The 20,914-nt window shown below is 39.7% G+C and carries 23 protein-coding genes; 13 read left to right on the forward strand and 10 right to left on the reverse strand.

Annotated elements, in window-relative coordinates:
• Positions 1-28: 28 nt before the first annotated feature.
• Genes FLJC2902T_RS04785 through FLJC2902T_RS04795 form a run of 3 tightly spaced genes read left to right on the forward strand, consistent with a single transcriptional unit; the run spans position 29 to position 1,774 of the window.
• Complete coding sequence (locus tag FLJC2902T_RS04785) at positions 29-739, forward strand: HesA/MoeB/ThiF family protein (protein WP_023578641.1); 711 nt, start codon at positions 29-31, stop codon at positions 737-739.
• Between the two features lie 44 nt (positions 740-783).
• Positions 784-1,560: a YoaK family protein gene (locus FLJC2902T_RS04790; protein WP_023578642.1), complete on the forward strand. Its 777-nt coding sequence runs from the start codon at positions 784-786 to the stop codon at positions 1,558-1,560.
• Positions 1,553-1,774, forward strand: a complete 222-nt coding sequence (locus FLJC2902T_RS04795) for a VF530 family protein (protein ID WP_035677295.1) — start codon at positions 1,553-1,555, stop codon at positions 1,772-1,774. Before FLJC2902T_RS04790 ends, FLJC2902T_RS04795 begins: the two co-directional genes overlap by 8 nt.
• Positions 1,775-1,777: 3 nt before the next feature.
• Here FLJC2902T_RS04795 and aat read toward each other — a convergent pair whose 3' ends face one another.
• The 3 genes from aat to FLJC2902T_RS04810 all read right to left on the reverse strand — a co-directional run bounded on the left by aat (position 1,778) and on the right by FLJC2902T_RS04810 (position 3,955).
• Entirely contained in the window at positions 1,778-2,422 is a 645-nt protein-coding gene (aat, locus tag FLJC2902T_RS04800; protein WP_035677440.1) for a leucyl/phenylalanyl-tRNA--protein transferase, read from the reverse strand.
• A gap of 264 nt (positions 2,423-2,686) precedes the next feature.
• Complete coding sequence (locus FLJC2902T_RS04805) at positions 2,687-3,067, reverse strand: DUF3127 domain-containing protein (RefSeq protein ID WP_023578645.1); 381 nt, start codon at positions 3,065-3,067, stop codon at positions 2,687-2,689.
• A gap of 12 nt (positions 3,068-3,079) precedes the next feature.
• The gene (locus FLJC2902T_RS04810) at positions 3,080-3,955 is read right to left on the reverse strand and encodes a flavin reductase family protein (RefSeq protein WP_023578646.1); all 876 of its coding nucleotides are present in this window, start codon (positions 3,953-3,955) and stop codon (positions 3,080-3,082) included.
• A 162-nt stretch (positions 3,956-4,117) separates the two neighbouring features.
• On the opposite strand from FLJC2902T_RS04810, the gene FLJC2902T_RS04815 reads away from it, so the two are divergent.
• A complete protein-coding gene (locus FLJC2902T_RS04815) occupies positions 4,118-5,269 on the forward strand; it encodes a sensor histidine kinase (protein ID WP_023578647.1) in 1,152 nt (383 codons plus the stop codon).
• Positions 5,270-5,512: 243 nt separating this feature from the next.
• On the opposite strand, the gene rpmA is transcribed toward FLJC2902T_RS04815, so the two are convergent.
• Both rpmA and rplU read right to left on the reverse strand, forming a co-directional pair.
• Positions 5,513-5,773 (reverse strand): 50S ribosomal protein L27, encoded by a 261-nt coding sequence (gene rpmA / locus FLJC2902T_RS04820; RefSeq protein ID WP_023573269.1) that lies wholly within the window; start codon positions 5,771-5,773, stop codon positions 5,513-5,515.
• Positions 5,774-5,796: 23 nt separating this feature from the next.
• Positions 5,797-6,159 (reverse strand): 50S ribosomal protein L21, encoded by a 363-nt coding sequence (rplU, locus tag FLJC2902T_RS04825; RefSeq protein WP_023578648.1) that lies wholly within the window; start codon positions 6,157-6,159, stop codon positions 5,797-5,799.
• A gap of 186 nt (positions 6,160-6,345) precedes the next feature.
• Between rplU and FLJC2902T_RS04830 the strand changes: the two genes are divergently transcribed.
• A complete protein-coding gene (locus FLJC2902T_RS04830) occupies positions 6,346-7,671 on the forward strand; it encodes a M16 family metallopeptidase (RefSeq protein ID WP_035677298.1) in 1,326 nt (441 codons plus the stop codon).
• A gap of 13 nt (positions 7,672-7,684) precedes the next feature.
• On the forward strand, positions 7,685-9,739 hold the full coding sequence (locus tag FLJC2902T_RS04835) for a M16 family metallopeptidase (RefSeq protein WP_035677443.1): 2,055 nt from the start codon (positions 7,685-7,687) through the stop codon (positions 9,737-9,739).
• A 75-nt stretch (positions 9,740-9,814) separates the two neighbouring features.
• Here FLJC2902T_RS04835 and FLJC2902T_RS04840 read toward each other — a convergent pair whose 3' ends face one another.
• Positions 9,815-10,681, reverse strand: coding sequence for a DMT family transporter (locus FLJC2902T_RS04840; RefSeq protein ID WP_023578651.1), 867 nt, complete (start codon positions 10,679-10,681; stop codon positions 9,815-9,817).
• A gap of 113 nt (positions 10,682-10,794) precedes the next feature.
• On the opposite strand from FLJC2902T_RS04840, the gene FLJC2902T_RS04845 reads away from it, so the two are divergent.
• Entirely contained in the window at positions 10,795-11,175 is a 381-nt protein-coding gene (locus tag FLJC2902T_RS04845) for a cation transporter (protein WP_023578652.1), read from the forward strand.
• A 44-nt stretch (positions 11,176-11,219) separates the two neighbouring features.
• Here FLJC2902T_RS04845 and gldD read toward each other — a convergent pair whose 3' ends face one another.
• From gldD to mutY, 3 genes are all read right to left on the reverse strand, one after another.
• Complete coding sequence (gldD, locus tag FLJC2902T_RS04850) at positions 11,220-11,792, reverse strand: gliding motility lipoprotein GldD (RefSeq protein WP_035677446.1); 573 nt, start codon at positions 11,790-11,792, stop codon at positions 11,220-11,222.
• 84 nt (positions 11,793-11,876) lie between these two features.
• The gene (locus FLJC2902T_RS04855) at positions 11,877-12,302 is read right to left on the reverse strand and encodes a single-stranded DNA-binding protein (RefSeq protein WP_023578654.1); all 426 of its coding nucleotides are present in this window, start codon (positions 12,300-12,302) and stop codon (positions 11,877-11,879) included.
• A gap of 37 nt (positions 12,303-12,339) precedes the next feature.
• On the reverse strand, positions 12,340-13,383 hold the full coding sequence (mutY, locus tag FLJC2902T_RS04860; protein WP_035677300.1) for an A/G-specific adenine glycosylase: 1,044 nt from the start codon (positions 13,381-13,383) through the stop codon (positions 12,340-12,342).
• A 131-nt stretch (positions 13,384-13,514) separates the two neighbouring features.
• Between mutY and FLJC2902T_RS04865 the strand changes: the two genes are divergently transcribed.
• The 3 genes from FLJC2902T_RS04865 (at position 13,515) to FLJC2902T_RS04875 (ending at position 16,650) form a co-directional block, all read left to right on the forward strand.
• Positions 13,515-13,808, forward strand: coding sequence for an HU family DNA-binding protein (locus FLJC2902T_RS04865; protein WP_023570530.1), 294 nt, complete (start codon positions 13,515-13,517; stop codon positions 13,806-13,808).
• 410 nt (positions 13,809-14,218) lie between these two features.
• Complete coding sequence (locus tag FLJC2902T_RS04870; RefSeq protein ID WP_023578656.1) at positions 14,219-15,769, forward strand: Rne/Rng family ribonuclease; 1,551 nt, start codon at positions 14,219-14,221, stop codon at positions 15,767-15,769.
• Positions 15,770-15,945: 176 nt separating this feature from the next.
• Positions 15,946-16,650 carry a DsbA family oxidoreductase gene (locus tag FLJC2902T_RS04875; protein ID WP_023578657.1) on the forward strand — a complete coding sequence of 235 codons (705 nt, stop codon included), beginning with the start codon at positions 15,946-15,948 and terminating at the stop codon, positions 16,648-16,650.
• 54 nt (positions 16,651-16,704) lie between these two features.
• On the opposite strand, the gene FLJC2902T_RS04880 is transcribed toward FLJC2902T_RS04875, so the two are convergent.
• The gene (locus tag FLJC2902T_RS04880) at positions 16,705-17,148 is read right to left on the reverse strand and encodes a nucleoside deaminase (protein WP_023578658.1); all 444 of its coding nucleotides are present in this window, start codon (positions 17,146-17,148) and stop codon (positions 16,705-16,707) included.
• A 38-nt stretch (positions 17,149-17,186) separates the two neighbouring features.
• Between FLJC2902T_RS04880 and FLJC2902T_RS04885 the strand changes: the two genes are divergently transcribed.
• The 3 genes from FLJC2902T_RS04885 (at position 17,187) to FLJC2902T_RS04895 (ending at position 20,886) form a co-directional block, all read left to right on the forward strand.
• A complete protein-coding gene (locus FLJC2902T_RS04885) occupies positions 17,187-18,956 on the forward strand; it encodes a 1-deoxy-D-xylulose-5-phosphate synthase (protein ID WP_035677302.1) in 1,770 nt (589 codons plus the stop codon).
• Between the two features lie 41 nt (positions 18,957-18,997).
• Complete coding sequence (locus FLJC2902T_RS04890) at positions 18,998-19,957, forward strand: DUF3078 domain-containing protein (protein WP_023578660.1); 960 nt, start codon at positions 18,998-19,000, stop codon at positions 19,955-19,957.
• Between the two features lie 104 nt (positions 19,958-20,061).
• A complete protein-coding gene (locus tag FLJC2902T_RS04895) occupies positions 20,062-20,886 on the forward strand; it encodes a hypothetical protein (protein ID WP_023578661.1) in 825 nt (274 codons plus the stop codon).
• The last annotated feature ends 28 nt before the right edge of the window (positions 20,887-20,914 follow it).

The raw sequence follows: 20,914 nt of genomic DNA on the forward strand, positions 1-20,914 counted from the left end.
CAATGAAAGCAGACTTCAAACACAAACCATGATTACGATACAAGATTTTTTACGTTACAACCGTCAGATGATGTTACCCGAAATTGGAGAATCGGGTCAGGAAAAACTAAAAAAAGCCAAAGTTCTGGTGATTGGTGCCGGCGGATTAGGCTGTCCGATTTTGCAATACTTGGCCACGGCTGGAGTCGGAACCATCGGCATAGTCGATTTTGACAAAGTCGAACTGCACAATTTGCACCGACAGATATTATATACCGAAAATCACATCGACACTCCGAAAGCAACCACAGCCAAAACCATTTTGGAAGCTTTGAATCCGAATATTGAAATAGAGGCTTTTGAAGATAAACTGACGATTGAAAACGCCGAACGCATTATCAGTACTTTTGATGTAATTGTGGACGGCTGCGATAATTTTACGACACGTTACTTGGTAAACGACACCTGTGTTAAATTAGGAAAATCGTTGGTTTACGGAAGCATTCTGAAATTTGAGGGCCAACTGGCAGTTTTCAATCACAAAGGTTCCAAAAATTTACGCGATTTGTTTCCGGAACCACCCAATCCAAAGGACGTGCCGAGTTGTAGTGTGAACGGTGTAATGGGAAGCTTGCCGGGAATTATCGGAACGATGATGTCGCATGAAACTCTAAAGCTGATTATGGAGCTACCCACACTTGAAAATGAATTAGTGCTTTTCAACACCTTGAATTGGAATTTTACGAAGCTGAAATTTTAACTACATTTATACATTGAAAGAAACTACTAAATCTTCTTTTATCAATGTTTAGACACCAAGGTAAAAACAGGACATTCAGACATAACCTGCGACTGGCTTCCAATTTGTCCTTGGTTGCCGGGATAGTTAACAGCGTAGGTGTTTTAACCATTAGTACGTTAACTACAAACGTAACGGGACATTTTGCTTATTTTTCCAAGGAACTGATTGTCGGACAATATACCAAAGCCATACCGCACCTCCTTTACATCTTCTTTTTCTTTTTGGGCGCTTTCGTTTCGAATTCTTTTATTGAAATCGCCACAATCAATAAAAAGAAATACATTCATACCGCTCCCATGTTTTTGGAAATATTTCTGATTGTACTGGTAGGCTTCTGGAACGATTGGGCTTTTACGGCTACTGCAGATGCAAATCAAATCGCATATATCCTTTTGTTTTCAATGGGCTTACAGAATGCTTTGGTAACAAAAATATCGCTGTCGACTGTTCGTACTACACACTTAACAGGCCTTTTTACCGATTTGGGAATTGAAATCTCACAATATTTTTTCTACAGAAATCATCCGAATGCCATCAAACTGAGAAAGAACATTTTCCTGAAACTTTCAATCATTATTTTCTTTTTTGCAGGCTGTATTTTGGGTACATTGTTGTTTTATCAGATTGGCATCAAAGCACTACTTGCGGCTGCCCTACTAATTACAATAGCTTTAACCATGGATAATCTGATATTTTATTATAATTTCACCAGAAGAAAATTCAGAAAAAAAGGCACTAAAAACATCCTAAACGGATTTAAAAAAAGAACGAATGAGTAACGACCCACTACACGGCATAACCCTAAAAACCATCGTAGAAGAATTAGTGAATTTCTACGGTTTTGACACTCTGGGTGAACTGATTAATATTAAATGTTTTAAGGAAAACCCATCGGTAAAATCAAGTTTGACGTTTTTGAGAAAAACCGATTGGGCCAGAACCAAAGTGGAAGAACTGTACATCCGTACGTTGCCTAAAATGAAAAAAGAATAAGAATTACTTCGGTTGGTAATTCAAAATCTGCATAAAATCTTCCCGATCGATTTCACCACAACCCAAACTTTCCAGATGTTCGTTATACACCTGACAATCCAATAACAGGTAATTGTTCTCTTTAAGGGAATTCACCAACGACACAAACGCCACCTTACTGGCATTGGAGACTTTGGAAAACATGCTTTCCCCACAGAAAATATGTCCTAAATCAATTCCGTATAAACCACCCACGAGCCGGTCATTTTGCCAAACCTCAACGGATTTCGCATAACCGAGTTCGTGTAATTTACAATAGGCTTCAATCATGTCATCGGTAATCCAGGTGCCGTTTTGGCCTTCGCGTTTTACATTCTGACAATTGGAAATTACGGCTCTGAAATCCTGATTGAATGTGACTTTGAAATGATTACGGTTAAGAATATTCCGCATGCTTTTGGAAGGCTTGAAATCGTCCGGAAATAATACCATACGATCTTCGGGTGACCACCAGGTGATGGGCTGACCGTCTTCAAACCAGGGAAATATACCGCTTCGGTAGGCCAATAAAAGGCGTTCCGTACTCAAATCGCCGCCCACGGCAATGATGCCCGAAGGATGCGTTTCGGAAACAGGTGGAAACCAAAGTTCTTTGTCTAAAAAATGTATTTTCTGCGGCACAACTAAAATCTTTACAAACAATCAAAAAGTTACTCCAATAGCCCCGATTGGAGAGATATCTTTTACACCTGACAGGTTTTAAAAACCTGTCAGGTGTAAAAATAGAACGGAAAGCGGGAACAGGGATTATTGAAAAAGCCCGAGCCTCCCGATAGCTATCGGGACGCTCCAAAATAAAAAAATCCAGAAATTTAAAATTACTCAAATTTCTGGACTCTCTTTTTTTCTAAATTCTCATTTCTAAATTCCGACTTAGAAAGGCAAATCGTCGTGCTCTTCTTCTTTAAAATTCGCAGCCGGTTCGAACGCTTCACTCGCTGGCATTGGCGGCATTTGTGGTGCACCGGCCGGAGCTTCAGCCTGTAATCTTTCGATTCTCCAACCCTGAATTGAGTTGAAATATTTGGTTTCTCCCTGTGGATTCACCCATTCTCTTCCTCTTAAATTGATGGAAACTTTTACTTGTTCACCTACTCTGTATTGGTCTAACAAATCGCATTTATCCTGAGTAAACTCAATCATTATCGTTTGAGGATATTGCTCTTCTGTAGTAACTACCAATTCTCTTTTCTTAAACGTAGCACTCACTTGTTGTGCTGCATTAATCACTTTTACTTTACCTGTAACTTCCATCGTATTAAATATTTATTGTTTTGCTAAAAGCACTTTCCAAGCGGTCAGTACCTCGTTTTTATCTAAATGTTCTTTGGCCATCTGAAATTTCTTCACCTCATCGTCCGAGCTCAGAACCGCTTTGATTGAGAAATTCTCTTTTACAAATATAGCAATTTCTTCTTCGGTTGGCACGGCTTCTATGTTTCCTAATTTCCCTAAATCGTTGCCGTCAAAAATCGGGCTTTCTTTTACGAAATCAGGAACCACATCCACTCCAACACCTAAGGTTGTCAGTGGCTTTTCCACTTCGAAAAGTCCCTGATTGGCTCGGGTATACCAGTTGCCCCCCATACGCGCCACCAAATCGATTTTATGCTGATCGATTGCTCCGTTGTCATCCAAAATCGCTTCGTTGATGTGAATTTTCACTACTTCACAGATGATTAGATTTCCTGCTCCGCCTTCGGTTCCCAAATGAACGATGTCATTTACCCTACATTCAAACTGCACCGGGCTTTCACCCACGCGGTACGGTTTTACCACATCGGAAGGAACCATGGTCAATCCTGCTTTGTCGAATTCATTCACTCCGTCGGCATATTCGGTACTCGAAAGAGACGCTTGTTGCACGATATCGTAATTCACCACATTAATCACCACTTCGCGAGTTGCATCGGCGTTGATTAACGTATGCTTAACCGTATTATCCCGTACACGTCGTGCGGGTGAAAAAATCAATATCGGCGGATTGGAACTGAACACATTAAAGAAACTGAACGGCGAAAGGTTCGGGTTTCCGTTTTCGTCCAACGTACTGGCAAAAGCTATCGGTCTCGGCCCAACGGCACCCTGAAGGTATGCCTGTAATTTCATCGGAGCCAACTCCTTCGGATCAACGCTAATCATAATCTCAAAAATTTTGACAAAGATACTTTTTTGACCCGAAACTTCCTGTAATTTTATGCAAAACAAATGTAAGAAAAAAATTTCAAAACAAAAATAAACTTTGACTATCCCGATAAACTTAGTAACTTAGCTACTCTATAACTCAGCCATTCCAAACAAAGCATGAACTTTTCTTCAGACAGACGCAGTTTAATACGCTGGATCATCATTCTCGCCTCCTTCAATTTTCTGGTACTGATACTGTGGAATACTTATACTTTTTTTCAGACTTTTAAAAGCGAAGAGCGGTTAAAAATGGAGGTTTGGGCATCGGCCTTAAAAACGGTCAACAATGCCGATGAGAACACGGAACTCGAATTGCCGCTGCAGATCCTAAGCAAAAACACAACGATCCCCATCATTAAAACCACGGATAAGGACAGCATTATCGACATGATTAATGTGGAAGATGCCATAAAGAAAGACAAAGCAAAATCGATTGGCTTCCTGAACCGCTTAAAGTCGGAAAACTCGCCGATAACGATAGATTATGCCGGAAAAAAGCATTTGTTGTATTACGGAAACTCGTCCCTGATTACGAAATTAAAATACTATCCGATTGCCCTGGTGCTGATTGGACTGTTTTTCAGCGGAATGATTTTCAACTTTTACCGCGCAAGCAAAATGGCCACCCAAAACCGACTTTGGGCCGGGATGGCAAAAGAAACCGCACATCAGATTGGCACACCGTTATCGTCGCTAATCGGTTGGCTCGAAATAATGAAAGCCGATAATGTGGACGAGACTACTATTACAGAAATCGAGAAAGACATTAACCGACTGCAGACCATCACCGACCGTTTCTCGAAAATCGGTTCCGAGCCGGTTCTGGAGCGCCGTGATCTGGTTCAGGAAACGGAACAATCCTTTGACTATCTGAAATCACGAACTTCCAAACAGGTGGAATTCTCTTTTAAGGCGCCTGATCATCCAATATACATCAGGCTCAACCCCATTTTACACAGTTGGACAGTCGAAAATCTGGTGAAGAACGCGATTGATGCCATGAAAGGAAAAGGAAAACTGGCAGTTATTATTGAGGAAACCGATCGTTTTGTTAAGATTAAAATTACCGACACTGGGAGCGGGATTCCTAAAAACCAGTTTAAGAGTATTTTTGAGCCCGGATTCACGACCAAAAGACGCGGCTGGGGTCTTGGACTGTCCTTAACCAAAAGAATCGTGGAGGAATACCATAACGGACTGATTAAAGTCGCTTCCTCGGAAATCGGAAAAGGAACCACGATGCAGATTACCTTTAAGAAAGAGGCCTAAATCCATTCCGGACAAAAGACACAATAGGACACATGCCCTTAAACTAATCAGACATTCCCGACAGCGCATTCCATAGCAAAAGGCAAATAAACTTTAAAGCATAGGACAGCATCAGAATGAACATACGCCAAAATATCCTTACCATATAAAAAACACATCCTTACCCAGCCTATTCAAAAACCTCCAAAAACAAAAAACCCCACTTCTTCCGAAATGGGGTTTTATATTGTCTAAGAGAATTTCTTAAGCTTCGAATGGAACTACAGAAACGAATGATTTGTTATCACCTTTTTTCTGAAATTTCACTACTCCATCAACTTTTGCATGTAAAGTATGATCTTTACCCATGTAAACGTTTTCACCTGGATTGTGCTTAGAACCTCTTTGTCTTACGATAATGTTTCCAGCAATTGCAGCTTGACCACCATAAATCTTAACACCTAAACGTTTCGATTCTGATTCTCTACCATTCTTGGAACTACCGACACCTTTCTTGTGAGCCATGACGTACTAGTTTTTAATGTTAATTATTCTTCTGTAGCTTCCGCTTTTTTAGTCGCTTTTTTCTTTGGAGCTCCACCTGCAACGATACCTTCGATTACAATTTGAGTTAAAGATTGTCTGTGACCGTTTTTCTTCTTGTAACCTTTTCTTCTTTTCTTTTTGAAAACGATTACTTTATCACCTTTTAAGTGTTGTAACACTTTGGCTTCTACCGAAGCACCTTCTACAGCTGGGGCGCCTAAAGTTACGTTTCCGTTGTCATCTAATAAAAGAACTTTGTCAAAAGAAACTTTTGCACCTTCTTCTACAGCTAAACGGTGAACATAAACCTTTAAGTCTTTGCTTACTTTGAATTGTTGCCCTGCTATCTCTACGATTGCGTACATAACAATAATGTTTAATTAATTTTTAAGTGTGCAAATATACAACTATTTCTTAATCTTACAACTTCTCGATTAAAATTTAAAGCTAAAAAACTAAAAATCAGCACCATTAAAAAAATTTCAACTTACTTGTAACAAAATCACGAAATTGCACACTCATTCATGATAATAAAATAACTATTAACTCTTATGAAAAAATCTTTAATGGCTTTGGGTTCGCTCTTAATGCTTGGAAGTGTTGCTTCCGCTCAAAAGGTAGCATTTGAAGAATACAAACTGGACAATGGTCTGCATGTAATTTTACATCAGGACAAATCGGCTCCGGTTGTAATTACATCAGTAATGTATCACGTGGGATCGAAAGACGAAAACCCGCAAAGAACAGGTTTCGCACACTTTTTTGAGCACCTTTTATTCGAAGGAACCAAGAATATCGGACGTGGTGATTGGTTTAAAATCGTAACCGCTAACGGAGGAAACAACAATGCAAACACTACGGAAGACAGAACATATTACTATGAAGTCTTCCCTTCCAATAACCTGCAATTGGCCTTATGGATGGAATCAGAAAGATTGATGCATCCGGTAATCAATCAAATTGGTGTTGACACTCAAAACGAAGTGGTAAAAGAAGAAAAAAGACTTCGTGTTGACAACCAGCCTTACGGTAGCCTGATTGCTGCTGTTAAACAAAACATCTACAAAGTACACCCTTACCGTTGGGCACCAATCGGCTCAATGGAACATTTGGATGCTGCAACTTTAGAGGAATTCCAGGCATTCAACAAAAAATTCTACACTACTAACAACGCTGTTTTAGTGGTTGCCGGAGATTTTGATCCTGCTCAGGCCAAAACATGGATCAAAGACTACTTCAGCCCTATCGCTAAAGGAGCAGACGTACAAAGACAAAAATTCGAGGAAGCACCTATAACAGAAACCATCAAAGCAACCTATCAAGATCCGAACATCCAGATTCCGATGATGGTAGCCACTTACAGAACACCTTCCATGAAAACGCGTGATGCCAGAGTTTTAGACATGATCTCTTCTGTTCTTTCCGACGGAAAAAGTTCAAGATTGTACAAGAAAATGGTAGACGACAAGAAAATGGCATTGCAAATCGGCGCTTTCAACTACAGCCAGGAAGATTACGGAATGTACATTTTATACGGTCTTCCAATGGGAAAAAACACTACCCAGGACTTAGTTAAAGAAGTAGATGAGGAAATCGTGAAATTACAAACCGAATTGATTTCTGAAAAAGATTACCAAAAACTACAGAACAAATTCGAAAACCAATACGTAAACGCTAATGCGAGCGTAGAAGGTATTGCAGAAAACCTTGCTTCTTTCTATTTACTGTATGGCGATGTAAACCTGATCAATACTGAAATTGACATTTACCGTTCGATTACAAGAGAGGAAATCAGAGAAGTTGCAAAAAAATACCTGAATCCAAACCAACGTTTGCTTTTAGATTATGTACCTGCAAAAGACAAAGCACAAAACTAAGTTGACAATCATTATGAAAAAATACATTTATATCGCAGCGAGTTTGTTTTTAACAATTACTATGCAAGCACAAGACAGAGCACAACCAAAACCGGGACCGGCACCAACCATCAACGTTGGAAAACCGAGCACTTTCACCCTGAAAAATGGTTTAAAAGTATTGGTCGTTGAAAACCACAAACTTCCACGTGTAAGCTACAGTCTTGCCATCGATTATCCACCTTATGCCGAAGGCGACAAAAAAGGAGTATCCGATTTAACCAGTTCAATGATCGGTAACGGAACCAAAAAAATGCCGAAAGACGCTTTTAACGAGGAAGTGGATTTCTTAGGCGCCAACATCAATTTCAGCTCAAACGGAGCTTTTGCCAGCGGATTATCAAAATACTCCGCCAGAATCATGGAATTAATGGCTGACGGTCTTTTAAACCCTGTTTTCACTCAGGAGGAATTAGACAAGGAGAAAGAAAAAATGCTGGAAAACCTTAAATCGGAAGAAAAAAGCGTAACGGCTGTTGCAGGTCGTGTGGAAAGCGTTTTAGCTTTCGGAAAAACACATCCAGCCGGAGAATATTTAAGCGAAGCAACCATTAAAAATGTTACCTTAAATGACGTTAACCAGAATTACAGCTCATACTTTGTACCGGGTAACGCTTATTTGGTAATCGTAGGTGATGTAAAACTGAAAGACGTTCAGAAAATGGTTGAAAAACAATTCGGCCCATGGGAAAAAGCTTCGGCTCCGAATTTAACTTACGTTGACCCTAAAAACGTTCAGTACAGCCAAATCAATTTCGTAGACATGCCAAATGCTGTTCAATCGGAAATCGCATTGGTAAATACGATGAATTTAAAAATGACTGACAAAGAATATTTCGCCGGCATTTTAGCTAACCAAATTCTTGGTGGCGGTGGAGAAGGCCGTTTGTTCATGAACTTACGTGAAAAACATGGTTGGACTTACGGAGCATACTCTTCATTAGGAACCGGAAGATATGTAACAAAATTCCGTTCAGGAGCTTCTGTGAGAAATGCAGTTACGGACAGTGCTGTAGTAGAATTCATGAGCGAATTGAAAAAAATCAGAACCGAATTGGTTTCGGCTGAAGAATTAAAAAACGCTAAAGCAAAATACATCGGAAACTTTGTAATGCAGATCCAAAAACCGGCTACTATTGCCCGTTATGCTTTAAATACGGAAACAGAAAAATTACCTGCTGATTTCTACGAAAACTACATTAAAAACATCAATGCAGTTACTCCGGAAGACATCAAAGCGGCAGCTAACAAATATTTCCTGGCAGAAAACACAAGAGTGGTAATCGTTGGAAAAGCATCTGAAGTACTTCCGAACCTTGAAAAAATGAGTGCGAAGGAAAAATTACCGATTCAGTTTTTCGACAAATTCGGTAATCCGACTGAAAAACCAAAAGTAAGCATTCCGATTCCTGCAGGCGTAACTTCCAAAACTGTTTTCACAAATTACATCAACGCAATTGGTGGTGAAAAAGCATTAAAAGCGGTAAAATCTGTAGCAACCGTTTCTTCAGGAACCGTGCAGGGGACTCCGGTAGAATTAACTACTAAAACTACATCCGACAACAAAATGGCCGTTGAAATGAAAGCAATGGGCATGTCGATGATGAAACAAGTGGTGGGTGACAAATCAGGTTACAGAGTAACGCAAGGCCAAAGAAAAGACTTAACAGCAGAAGAACTGAAAGAACAAAAACAAGGTGCAGTTCCTTTTGAAGAATTATCTTTAGTAACGAATCCAAACGCTAAACTTGAAGCCATTGAAACCATGAACGGAAACGATGTTTATGCGGTTAAAGAAGGTAAAACAACGTACTACTACGACGTTAAAACCGGATTAAAAGCAGCAGAATCTAAAGAAATGGAGCAAATGGGTCAGAAAATGACACAAACCACTTACTACAGTGATTATAAAGAAGTGAAAGGAATCAAATTCCCTCACACTACCGACATGAACATCGGTATCGAAATCAAATTAATGACTACGGAAGTAAAAATCAACGAAGGGGTAACCGCCGAAGATTTCAAATAAGAAGAGGTTAGTTATAATACAAAAAGGTTGTCCAAACGGACAACCTTTTTTTTATTCAGACACTTAGAGTAATTTCTATTTTTTAGCCGAAAGATAAATTCCGAACAAAATGATTGCCGCACCGATAATCTGAACAAACGACAACGTTTCGCCATCCAGTAAACCCCAAAAAATGGCCACAATCGGAAACAGATAGGCCGAAGATGAAGCAAAAACCGGCGAGGTAATCTGAATCAGTTTAAAAAACAAAATATTGGCAATTCCGGTTCCGATAATACCCAAAACAGCAATAAACAAAACCGAATGCTGTACTTTCTGTTCCTGAACCACATCAAAAAAGCCGGTTGAAATCAAAATAATCAGAGCCGGAATAACCATCACTATAAAATTCCCTACGGTGATAGCGATCGGATTAATATCGGACAAATATTTTTTTATCAGATTCACATTAGTGGCATAACAAAATGTAGCAATCACAACAAACAACGCATAAAAATAATTTTGCTCCGGATGATGCGCCGCACCACTTAAAATCAAGACCAAACTACCCAACAAACCAATCAATACTCCTATTAACTGACTACGCTGAAAAGCCATTCCGAAAAACAGAATCCCAAGAATTAAAGTATTCAATGGTGTTAACGAATTCAAAACCGCACTGATAGAACTGTCGATTTCACTTTGCGCCAAGGCAAATAAAAAGACCGGAATAAAAGTCCCCATCAACGCCGTCAAAGCAATGTATTTCCATTTCCCTAAGGGAATCTCTGCTATCTTTTTAAATCCAACGATGATAAGAAACGAGGCGGCAAACAACATACGCAGCGAACCCAACTGAAGCGGCGTCAACCCCACTAACCCGCGTTTAATCAAAATAAAAGAACTTCCCCAGATTAACGAAAGCGCTGCCAGTAAAATCCATTTGAGTTGTTTTGATTCCATAAAAGATCGTTTTAAAGTGCCAAAATTCTGTTATTTAAACGAGAATCAGTTCTTTTTTTGGGTAATTTTGCTACCGATTATTTATCCGATTCAAAATCAAAACAGTAAACGATATGAAATTTTCAAAAGTAGCCTTGGTATTTGCACTTGCCGCAATCACTTTTACAAGCTGTAAGAACGAAGAAAAAACAGCCGAGAGCACAACAAAAGAAGTAGCCGAAGCCGCAGCTCCTAAAAAAGAAATAGCCACTGAAAATCTGGAAACAGCAAGTTTTGAGATTAAAGGAATGACGTGCGCCATGGGTTGTGCCGCCACCATCGAGAAAAAATTAACCGAAACGGACGGCGTAAAAGAAGCCAAAGTAGATTTCGATACCAAAACCGCTACTGTAGCATTTGACAAAACCGTCAACAATCAGGAATCGTTAACCAAACTGGTGGAAGCGGTTGCTGATGGCAAGACCTATAAAGTAGCTAACTTCAAGAAAGCATAACAAAAAAGGAACTCGATCGAGTTCCTTTTTTTTATTTCATTATATCATTTCCACTTCACCGATTCCATAATCTTTCGCATGTCGTTTTTAATATACGCCGCGGCCGGAAGAATCGAATCATAATTCGGTTTCGCGTAAAAGTAAACCGATCCCACCAAAAAATGTCTTGTGCTGTCGGTCACGTAAAACTGTGCATTGGTAGCTGCATTTCCGCCCACCTGATAAAACATCCCGTAAGTTTTGTGCTCGGGATTTACAAACGGCTGTTCCGCTATGTCATCCGCTTTGATTACATGCTCGTAGGTTAACTTCTGAGCATCACGCAGCAACTGATCGATATTATTATTTACGTTTTTATAATTCAGATATACCGTTGCCTTCATTTTAGGATATTGAATCTCCATCGAACAATCCGCTTTGGTTTTGATCTTCGAAAATTCATTCACCTCAAACTCATAACCACAACCAGCACCGGAAATCGAATACGTTTTATATTGTGCCGACGGATATTCCAAACGCAAATGACTCTTAGGTTTTGGCACCGTTTCGTCTTTACATCCTACTGCCGTTAAGGAAACAAAAACACCCAACAAAAAAACGATAGTCTTATTTTTCATCATAACAGAAAACCTTACGCTAAATTTAGGTCGTAAAGATACAATGTGAAACGCAGTTTCGGAAAGTTTATTTGAATTCAGACATTAAAACGGTAAATCTTCACCGCCACTTGGTGCCACAGGAGGCTCATTAGTCTGCGGATTGTAACCGCCCTGTTTCTGTTCGGTTTCCTTCTTAACATTTAAAAAGGTAAATTCGGTTACCTGAATTTCGGTGGTATATTTGGTTGTACCGTCTTCGGCTTGCCATTGTCGCGATTTGATTCGACCCTCCACATAAATCTTATCCCCTTTAGAAAGGTATTTTTCGCAGATTTCAGCTGCTTTGTTGCGCACTACCAGATTATGCCATTCGGTAGAGGTGATTTTCTCACCCGTAGTCTTATTAATGTATACTTCGTTTGTCGCTAACGGAAATCGTCCGATGCAATTTCCTCCTTCAAAATAATGCATTTTAACATCGTCGCCCAAATGCCCTATCAGAATCACTTTATTCAATGTACCGTTCATGGCTTGTATTTTTAGTTGTACTCAAATATAGTAATTTCTATGCATCTGCCCAATGTTCCTCCATAAAATTATGGATTACGATAGGAAAGGGATATTTCCTGATCTCCTCAACAGTCATTCCGTCCTGTAACTCCTGATCTGTTTCCACTTCCCAGAAACGGATCTGCAAATGTTGATGAGAAAGCTTATGAAGAATGAAATTATGCTGCAATGGTCTGATGTGCTTCGGTTTAAAATGGGATGAAAACTCTTCAATCAGCCGAAACGTTTCATCAAAACCTACTTCCTGAAAAGTCTCCACCAAAGGGAACTCATATAAATTACGCCAAATCCCTTTCCCGGTTCTTTTACGAATTACCGATTTCCCGGCACCATCCTTTAGTATAAGATAGTTAAAAAAACGGTTGACCACTTTGGTTTTCTTTAATTTTACCGGAAGCATTTCCACCTTCTTATACTGCAATGCGTGGCAACTTGCGCTGAAAATACAGTTTTGGCAATCGGGGTTTTTCGGAACACATTGCAATGCGCCGAATTCCATAAGCGCCTGATTGAATTCGGATGACCTATCTTTTGGCAACAAGGAAGCCGCCAATGCAAAGAATTCCTTTTTGGCTGAAGCCGCAGAAATATCCGTTTCCACACCAAAGTAACGGGACAGTACACGATAGACGTTCCCGTCCACTACCGGCACAGCTTCACCATAGGCAATGGAAGCAATGGCTGCTGCGGTATACTCGCCCACTCCTTTTAATTTCAGCAAGTCTTTGTAGTTGTCGGGAAATTTTCCGTTTAAATCAAAAGAGATCTGTTTTGCCGTAGCATGCAGATTTCGGGCACGGGAATAATACCCCAGACCCTGCCAGAGTTTAAGTACCTCTTCCTCATCGGCGGAAGCCAGATCAAAAACAGTGGGAAATGCTTCGGTAAACCTTAAAAAATAAGGCAATCCCTGAGCGACACGCGTTTGCTGTAACATAATTTCCGAGAGCCAAATAGCGTATGGATCAGAGGTTTTTCGCCAAGGTAAATCACGTTTTTCACGTAAATACCATTGAATTAGCAAGTTAGTAAAATTCATTCTAAATTATTGGTAAACAAAAATAAAACTTTATGTAATTAAATTTTAATCGATTAAGGTTGAAAAATTGTTTTTTTAATTGCTATATTTGCACACTCAAAAAAATACACATCAATATAAAACGAAAGAAAATGACGAAAGCAGACATCGTAGCGAAAATTTCTGAGAAATTGGGTCTTGAAAAAGGAGACGTTCAGGCAACAGTTGAGTCTTTTATGGACGAAGTAAAAAACTCACTTGAAACTGGGGACAATGTATATTTAAGAGGTTTCGGAAGCTTCATCATCAAAACAAGAGCTGAAAAAACCGGAAGAAACATCTCTAAAAACACTACAATTAAAATACCTGCTCACAACATTCCGGCTTTTAAACCGGCGAAAATATTTGTTGATGGAGTAAAAACAAATACTGAAGCAAAAAATTAACTAATTATTAATCACTAAACACTACAAGTTATGCCAAGTGGTAAAAAAAGAAAAAGACATAAGGTAGCTACTCACAAACGTAAAAAAAGAGCGAGAGCTAACCGTCACAAGAAGAAAAAGTAGTTTAAAACTACTTTTTCTTTTTTTCATTTAAAAAGTTCATTGAAATTTGGATTAAGAGAGCAGCTAGCAGTTTTCAGACGGCAGAAATTTTCTGCAATCTAAAATCTGTAGTCTGACATCTAAAATCCAACCGGGTACAATACCTGTAAAAAATTGTTTAATCCATCTGTACAATTCGGAGATAAGGGACAAGGGATAAGGGATAAGGCATCTTCTTTAAGATTTGCAACTTTTCACTTTTCACTTTTCACTTTTCACTTAAAAGTGCGGATAAAAATGTACACATTTTGAACAAAGAATTAATTATTCGAACCAGTTCAGATGCCGTAGATTTTGCCTTATTAAAAGATGGAAAACTAATTGAATTACACAAAGAAGAAGGTGGAGAGGAAAAAAACGGGTTTCAGGTAGGTGATATTTTTATCGCCAAAATCAGAAAACCGGTTCCTGGACTAAACGCTGCGTTTGTAAACGTAGGCTTCGAGAAAGATGCATTTCTGCATTATCACGATTTAGGTCCGAACCTTTCTTCCATGATGAAATTCATTAAACTTGTAAGCGCAGGTAAAATAAAAGATTTCTCCCTAAAAAACTTTCCTTTTGAGCCGGAAATAAACAAGGATGGCGCCATCAGCGACGTGCTGAGTGCCAATCAGTCTATTCTGGTACAGGTAGTTAAAGAACCGATATCGACTAAAGGCCCACGAATAAGCTCTGAGCTTTCACTGGCCGGAAGATATGTGGTTTTAGTCCCTTTTTCGGACAGGGTTTCGGTTTCTCAGAAAATTGATTCCAAAGAAGAAAAAGACCGATTAAAACGACTGGTTCAGTCTATCAAACCAAAAGGATTTGGTGTTATTGTTCGCACAGTAGCAGAAGGCAAAAAAGTGGCCGAACTGGACAAAGACTTGCAAAACTTGCTCGACAAATGGTCGGCAATGTGCAAACGGATACCTACGGCTCATCATCCGTCGAAAATTTTAGGCGAAGTAAACAAAGCTTCATCTATATTAAGAGACGTATTTAACGACACCTTCACGGGAATTTATGTCGATGATGAGGATTTGTATTATCAAACTAAGGACTATTTGCAAGAAATAGCTCCTTCTAAAGTCTCAATTGTCAAACATTACCAATCAAGGGATTTACCTCTTTTTGAAAAGTACAATATAGAGCGACAAATAAAAACGTCTTTCGGAAAAACGGTTTCTATGAGCAAAGGAGCTTATCTTATCATAGAGCACACCGAGGCATTGCACGTTATCGATGTTAACAGCGGTAACCGATCCAACAAAGCCACCAATCAGGAAGACACCGCACTGGAAGTGAACATGATTGCCGCGGCAGAAATTGCACGACAGTTACGACTTCGCGACATGGGCGGGATTATTGTAGTCGATTTTATAGACATGCAGAATCCGGACAATCGTAAAACATTATACGATTTTCTGAAAGAGGAAATGAGTGACGACAAGGCGAAACATAAGATCTTGCCTCCTAGCAAATTTGGATTGATTCAAATTACTAGACAAAGAGTCAGACCCGAAGTGAATATCAAAACAAGAGAAGAAGACCCGAATAACGAAAACGGGGAAATTGAAGCTCCAATCTTGATTGTTGATAAAATAGTGGCTGATCTTGAAAGAATTACCAAAGACCATAAAAAGGTTGTTTTAAACGCACACCCTTTTGTGGCAGCATACCTTACCAAAGGTTTTCCATCAATACGTTCAAAATGGTTTTTTGAACATAAAAAATGGGTGAAAATCATACCGCGTGACGCTTACACGTTCCTCGAATATCATTTCTTTGACAAAGAAGGAAATGAAGTTCGATAAAAACCAAAACAAAACCGCCCGTTGAGAAACGAGGCGGTTTTTTTATGCACTTTTTTCAGATTTTCTTTTCCTAATAAAAACCTAAACTAAAAACAGTCGGGAAACAAATTCACTAATTTTGCCCAGTCAAATCATTTGGCAAAGCCGAATAAAGACTTATAAAAATGAAAAATCAAATGAAAATACAGATTTGGTCGGATGTTATGTGTCCGTTTTGTTACATTGGAAAACGAAAACTGGAAGAAGCATTAGAACAATTCGAAAATAAAAATGCCGTTGCCATCGAATGGAAGAGTTTTCAGCTGGACCCAAGAGCTAAGTACCAGCCCGGGGACAACACCTATGATCATTTGGCTAAAAAATACGGACGAGACAGAAATTGGTCGGTTGCCATGCACGAAAGTGTTACCCAACAAGCCAAAGCCGTTGGATTGGACTATCATTTCGAGAAACTAATTTTAGCCAATTCTTTAAACGCGCATCGTTTATCCCATCTTGCCAAAAAACATAATTTGGGCGACGCTTTCGAAGAATTGCTGTTTAAAGCACATTTTACTGAAGGCTTAAATATAGATGACAAAACAACATTGATGCAACTTGCTTTAAAAGTTGGATTGAAAATGGAAGAAATTGAAGCTGTTTTACATTCCGACGCCTATGTTAATGAGGTTGAACAAGAAATGAACGAGGCACAATCACTTGGCGTAAACAGTGTGCCATTCTTTGTTTTTGATGATAAATATGCGGTTACCGGAGCACAATCACCCGAAGTGTTTTTAACAACCCTGCAAAAAGCATGGGAAGATGGCGGCTTTGAAGCCACATTAGACCTGCAAAATTCAACCGACGAAAACAGTTGTACCATAGACGGTTGCAATTAAAACATATCATTCTACAATTTTATACAGAACTGCTATTCAAGTGAATAGCAGTTCTTATTTTCTTCTTTCAGCAAAAAAGCGTTTCATTAAAGTTCCACATTCTTCCTCCATCACCCCACCAACAACCACGGTTTTCGGATGCAATTGCGAACCCATTTTAATATAGCCACGGTGTTCGTCTCGTGCACCAAACACAATTTTGGTAATTTGTGACCAGTACAGAGCGCCCGCACACATCTGGCAGGGCTCGAGGGTTACATAAAGGGTGCAGTCCTTCAGGTATTTTCCGCCCAGAAAATTGGCCGAAGAAGTTATGGCCTGCATTTCGGCATGAGCAGTAACGTCGTTCAACAATTCGGTTAAATTATGTGTACGTGCAATCACGCGATTATCCACTACCACAACGGCGCCAACGGGAATTTCACCTTTTTCAAAAGCAATTTCGGCTTCCTGAAAAGCCTTCTTCATAAAATAGTCGTCGGTGAAAATGTTTTCCATGAAAACAAAAATACAATTTCAAATCGTACATTTGTCTCATGTCTGAGAATCTCTTGCAAAATATCAACAATCCGACCGATTTACGGAAACTTTCACCGGAACAATTGCCCGTAGTCGCAAAAGAATTACGGGAATTCATCATCGACATCGTTTCACGAAAGGAAGGCCATCTGGGTGCCAGTCTGGGTGTAATTGAATTGACAATTGCACTGCATTATGTTTTCAACACTCCTGAAGATTTATTGGTTTGGGATGTAGGTCATCAGGCTTACGGACATAAAATACTGACTGAACGCAAAGACGTTTTCCATACAAATCGCCAACTTCAGGGCATCTCCGGATTTCCGAAACGCGACGAAAGCAAGTATGACACTTTTGGCGTCGGACATTCATCGACATCCATTTCGGCAGCATTGGGCATGGCTTTGGCATCCAATTTAAAAGGCGAAACCGAAAAACAGCACATCGCGGTTATCGGCGACGCATCGATTGCCTCTGGAATGGCCTTTGAAGGCTTGAATCATGCTGGAGTTACCGATGCCAACTTATTGGTAATCCTGAATGACAATGCTATCGGAATTGACCCAAGTGTCGGTGCTTTGAAAGATTATCTGACTTCGGTTAAGGAGGGAAAAAACCCGAAAGACAACAACATGATCAAGTCGTTGAATTTTGACTATTCCGGTCCGATTGACGGACATGATTTTGAAGCCCTCTTAAAAGAACTAAACCGATTAAAACATAAGAAAGGGCCTAAATTCCTGCACATCATAACCACCAAAGGCAAAGGAATGCAGTTGGCGGAAGAAGACCAGGTAAAATACCACGCGCCCGGGAAATTCGACAAAGAAACCGGGGAAATCCTTCCAAAATCAGAAGAAAACCTTCCACCGAAATTTCAGGATGTTTTCGGACACACCTTAGTGGAATTGGCGCAACAAAACGAAAAAATCATCGGAATCACACCGGCCATGCCCACGGGTTCCTCAATGAAATTCATGATGGAGGCTTTTCCGCAAAGAGCCATTGATGTGGGTATTGCGGAACAACACGCAGTTACCTTAGCTGCCGGTATGGCCACTCAGGGAATGGTTGTTTTCTGCAATATTTACTCCACTTTCATGCAACGGGCTTATGATCAGTTAATTCACGATGTGGCCTTGCAGAATTTACCGGTGATTTTCTGTCTGGACCGCGCCGGACTGGTTGGCGAAGACGGAGCAACACATCATGGCGCATACGATTTGGCCTATCTGAATTGTATCCCTAATATGACACTCTGTGCCCCAAAAGACGAATCGGAATTACGGAACATCATGTACACCGCTCAACTCGGCCTGGAACATCCGATTGCCATTCGATATCCGCGAGGAAGAGGCATTCTCTTAGACTGGCAACAACCTTTTGAAAAAATAGCTATCGGCAAAGCTAAATTGCTTCGAAAAGGGTCAAAAACGGCAGTTTTATCTACCGGTTTTATAGGAAACAATGCAGCCGCAGCACTGAATGAGATTGAGAATCCAGAGCTGTTTTCGCATTATCACTTCCCTTTTGTAAAACCTTTGGACACCGATACGCTAAAGACAATCTGCGAAAATCACGAACATATTGTTACCGTAGAAGAGGGTACTGTGATAGGTGGCTTCGGAAGTTTGGTTTCCAACTTCTGCACGGAAAACAATCATACTGTTTCTGTAAAAATAATCGGAATTCCGGATGTTTTCATCGAACAGGGAACCGTTTCCGAGCAGCAACAAATTTGCGGAATCGACGTTAATAGTTTGAAAACGATTTTCTCAAGTCGTTGAAAATGTTCATTTTTGCATCAAATTAAACCCAACCCTTTATTATGAATTCCTTAAAAACCTACTTTTTAGGATTACTCTGTATTGTTACCTTTCAACAAAGTTTCGCTCAGGATATTATCCGGACTTCGCAACCGGACACCATCAAAAGATGGACATCAAAAAACACCGTTGGCCTTGATTTGACACAGATCGCTTTTGTGAACTGGAGTGCGGGTGGAGAAAATGCCATTTCAGGGATTTTAAAAGGCGCCTTTATCCGAAAGTACACTAAAGACCGTTTCGTTTGGCATAACGAACTTATCACACGCTACGGATTAAACAAACAGGACGGAATAGAAGCCAGAAAAACAGATGACGTTATCCAGCTAAACTCTACAGCCGGATTTAAAACGGATACGATTTCAAATTGGTATTATTCGGCTAAATTCAGCTTCAACACGCAATTTACTAATGGGTATGCTTATCCCAACACCGACTACGCCATTTCAAAACCATTTGCACCCGCCTATCTATTTCTGGGGGTAGGAACGGAATACTATCTTAAAGAAGGCGATGGGGGATTCAGAGCTTATTTCTCACCTTTGACCTTTAAAACCACATTTGTTTTAGACGAACGTCTGGCAGACCAAGGTGCTTTTGGTGTAGATAAAGCTACGTATGACGCAAACGGAAACCTTATTAGTCACGGTAAAAAAACAAGAACCGAGATGGGTATTTTATTCACCAATCAGTATAAAAAAGAAATTTTCAAGAATATCAATCTTGACCATCGTCTTGTGCTGTACAGTGATTATCTGAATAATTTCGGAAACATTGACGTGGATTGGCAATTGCAATTGGACATGGTGGTCAATCAGTATGTCCGGGCTAATATTTCCACAAATGTAATCTATGACGACGACATTAAATCGAAAGAAGACGTTGACGGCGTACAGGTAACCCGAGGACCTAAACTTCAGTTAAAACAAATATTGGGTGTAGGATTAAGTTATGTTTTTTAACAAAAAAATCTTACATTTACATTTTTTAATCTAAAAACGAAAATATATTGAAATAGGATAACAGCAAAACCAAACAAACCCAACCAACAACAACACAACTACAAATGAAACTTATTATTGACCAACTCAAGGAGTGCATAAGGTCGCACCCTTCCGTTGTGAACAGCTCCATTGGAAGCAATGCGAACTGGAGCAGAACGCAATGCATTATTTTATCGCAAATCATATCTGATGCCTTATCAAAAGCAATAACCGCTAAGGACTCTAAGAAGAACAAAACCAATCTGACGATTTCGGGTATGACTTTGCAAAGGATTTTAAACGATGTCTATACCGAAAAAACGAATCCCGATTTACGTCTTCTGAAAACACTGGACAAATTGGCCATTTTTTTAGGCCACTCTTCCCTGAATGAGTTCCTTGCACATCGTAAAGACAACGAGGTAAATCCTGAATTAACCCCAAACACCCCCTTTACTGACGAATTTGAAGCATTAGTACTTAACTATTGCCGGGAAGAATTCAAATGCATTCAAGAGCTCCCTAACATTGATTTGGGAGCGATGACAGACTACCTGTTTGCCGACAGCCCCTTAATAAAAAGAATCAGTGACGCGCTTCACAGATACTCCAACTTAAATTTTAAGGCGAACACCGACGAAAACCGTTCCAATTTTGAAGTATATGATTTCAGATTAATAAGCGCCAGTGACACTTTAGTTGTATTGTCAGCAGAAGAATTTTGGAACATTGAATGGAAAGACCAAAGTAACAATCCGGTGAAAGTATACAACAAGATTAACAGACAAACCTACTTCATTAAGAAAAATCAGGGCATCTGGAAAATATGGGACAATCACAACCCGGACTTAAATGGTTTGATAACTGAAGTTGAGCAAGCCCACTACAGACAAAACATTTTGATCTGAAAAAACAAAAAAAGGGAATCCAATTGGA

Source organism: Flavobacterium limnosediminis JC2902, from assembly GCF_000498535.1.
Lineage (GTDB): Bacteria > Bacteroidota > Bacteroidia > Flavobacteriales > Flavobacteriaceae > Flavobacterium > Flavobacterium limnosediminis.

Excerpts from the sequence above, each read along its gene's own strand:
- FLJC2902T_RS04785 (WP_023578641.1), top strand. The coding sequence starts at position 29 with ATGATTACGATACAAGATTTTTTACGTTACAACCGTCAGATGATGTTA.
- FLJC2902T_RS04790 (WP_023578642.1), top strand. The coding sequence starts at position 784 with ATGTTTAGACACCAAGGTAAAAACAGGACATTCAGACATAACCTGCGA.
- FLJC2902T_RS04795 (WP_035677295.1), top strand. The coding sequence starts at position 1,553 with ATGAGTAACGACCCACTACACGGCATAACCCTAAAAACCATCGTAGAA.
- FLJC2902T_RS04805 (WP_023578645.1), bottom strand. The coding sequence starts at position 3,067 with ATGGAAGTTACAGGTAAAGTAAAAGTGATTAATGCAGCACAACAAGTG.
- FLJC2902T_RS04810 (WP_023578646.1), bottom strand. The coding sequence starts at position 3,955 with ATGATTAGCGTTGATCCGAAGGAGTTGGCTCCGATGAAATTACAGGCA.
- FLJC2902T_RS04815 (WP_023578647.1), top strand. The coding sequence starts at position 4,118 with ATGAACTTTTCTTCAGACAGACGCAGTTTAATACGCTGGATCATCATT.
- rpmA (WP_023573269.1), bottom strand. The coding sequence starts at position 5,773 with ATGGCTCACAAGAAAGGTGTCGGTAGTTCCAAGAATGGTAGAGAATCA.
- rplU (WP_023578648.1), bottom strand. The coding sequence starts at position 6,159 with ATGTACGCAATCGTAGAGATAGCAGGGCAACAATTCAAAGTAAGCAAA.
- FLJC2902T_RS04830 (WP_035677298.1), top strand. The coding sequence starts at position 6,346 with ATGAAAAAATCTTTAATGGCTTTGGGTTCGCTCTTAATGCTTGGAAGT.
- FLJC2902T_RS04835 (WP_035677443.1), top strand. The coding sequence starts at position 7,685 with ATGAAAAAATACATTTATATCGCAGCGAGTTTGTTTTTAACAATTACT.
- FLJC2902T_RS04840 (WP_023578651.1), bottom strand. The coding sequence starts at position 10,681 with ATGGAATCAAAACAACTCAAATGGATTTTACTGGCAGCGCTTTCGTTA.
- FLJC2902T_RS04845 (WP_023578652.1), top strand. The coding sequence starts at position 10,795 with ATGAAATTTTCAAAAGTAGCCTTGGTATTTGCACTTGCCGCAATCACT.
- gldD (WP_035677446.1), bottom strand. The coding sequence starts at position 11,792 with ATGAAAAATAAGACTATCGTTTTTTTGTTGGGTGTTTTTGTTTCCTTA.
- FLJC2902T_RS04855 (WP_023578654.1), bottom strand. The coding sequence starts at position 12,302 with ATGAACGGTACATTGAATAAAGTGATTCTGATAGGGCATTTGGGCGAC.
- mutY (WP_035677300.1), bottom strand. The coding sequence starts at position 13,383 with ATGAATTTTACTAACTTGCTAATTCAATGGTATTTACGTGAAAAACGT.
- FLJC2902T_RS04865 (WP_023570530.1), top strand. The coding sequence starts at position 13,515 with ATGACGAAAGCAGACATCGTAGCGAAAATTTCTGAGAAATTGGGTCTT.
- FLJC2902T_RS04875 (WP_023578657.1), top strand. The coding sequence starts at position 15,946 with ATGAAAATACAGATTTGGTCGGATGTTATGTGTCCGTTTTGTTACATT.
- FLJC2902T_RS04880 (WP_023578658.1), bottom strand. The coding sequence starts at position 17,148 with ATGGAAAACATTTTCACCGACGACTATTTTATGAAGAAGGCTTTTCAG.
- FLJC2902T_RS04885 (WP_035677302.1), top strand. The coding sequence starts at position 17,187 with ATGTCTGAGAATCTCTTGCAAAATATCAACAATCCGACCGATTTACGG.
- FLJC2902T_RS04890 (WP_023578660.1), top strand. The coding sequence starts at position 18,998 with ATGAATTCCTTAAAAACCTACTTTTTAGGATTACTCTGTATTGTTACC.
- FLJC2902T_RS04895 (WP_023578661.1), top strand. The coding sequence starts at position 20,062 with ATGAAACTTATTATTGACCAACTCAAGGAGTGCATAAGGTCGCACCCT.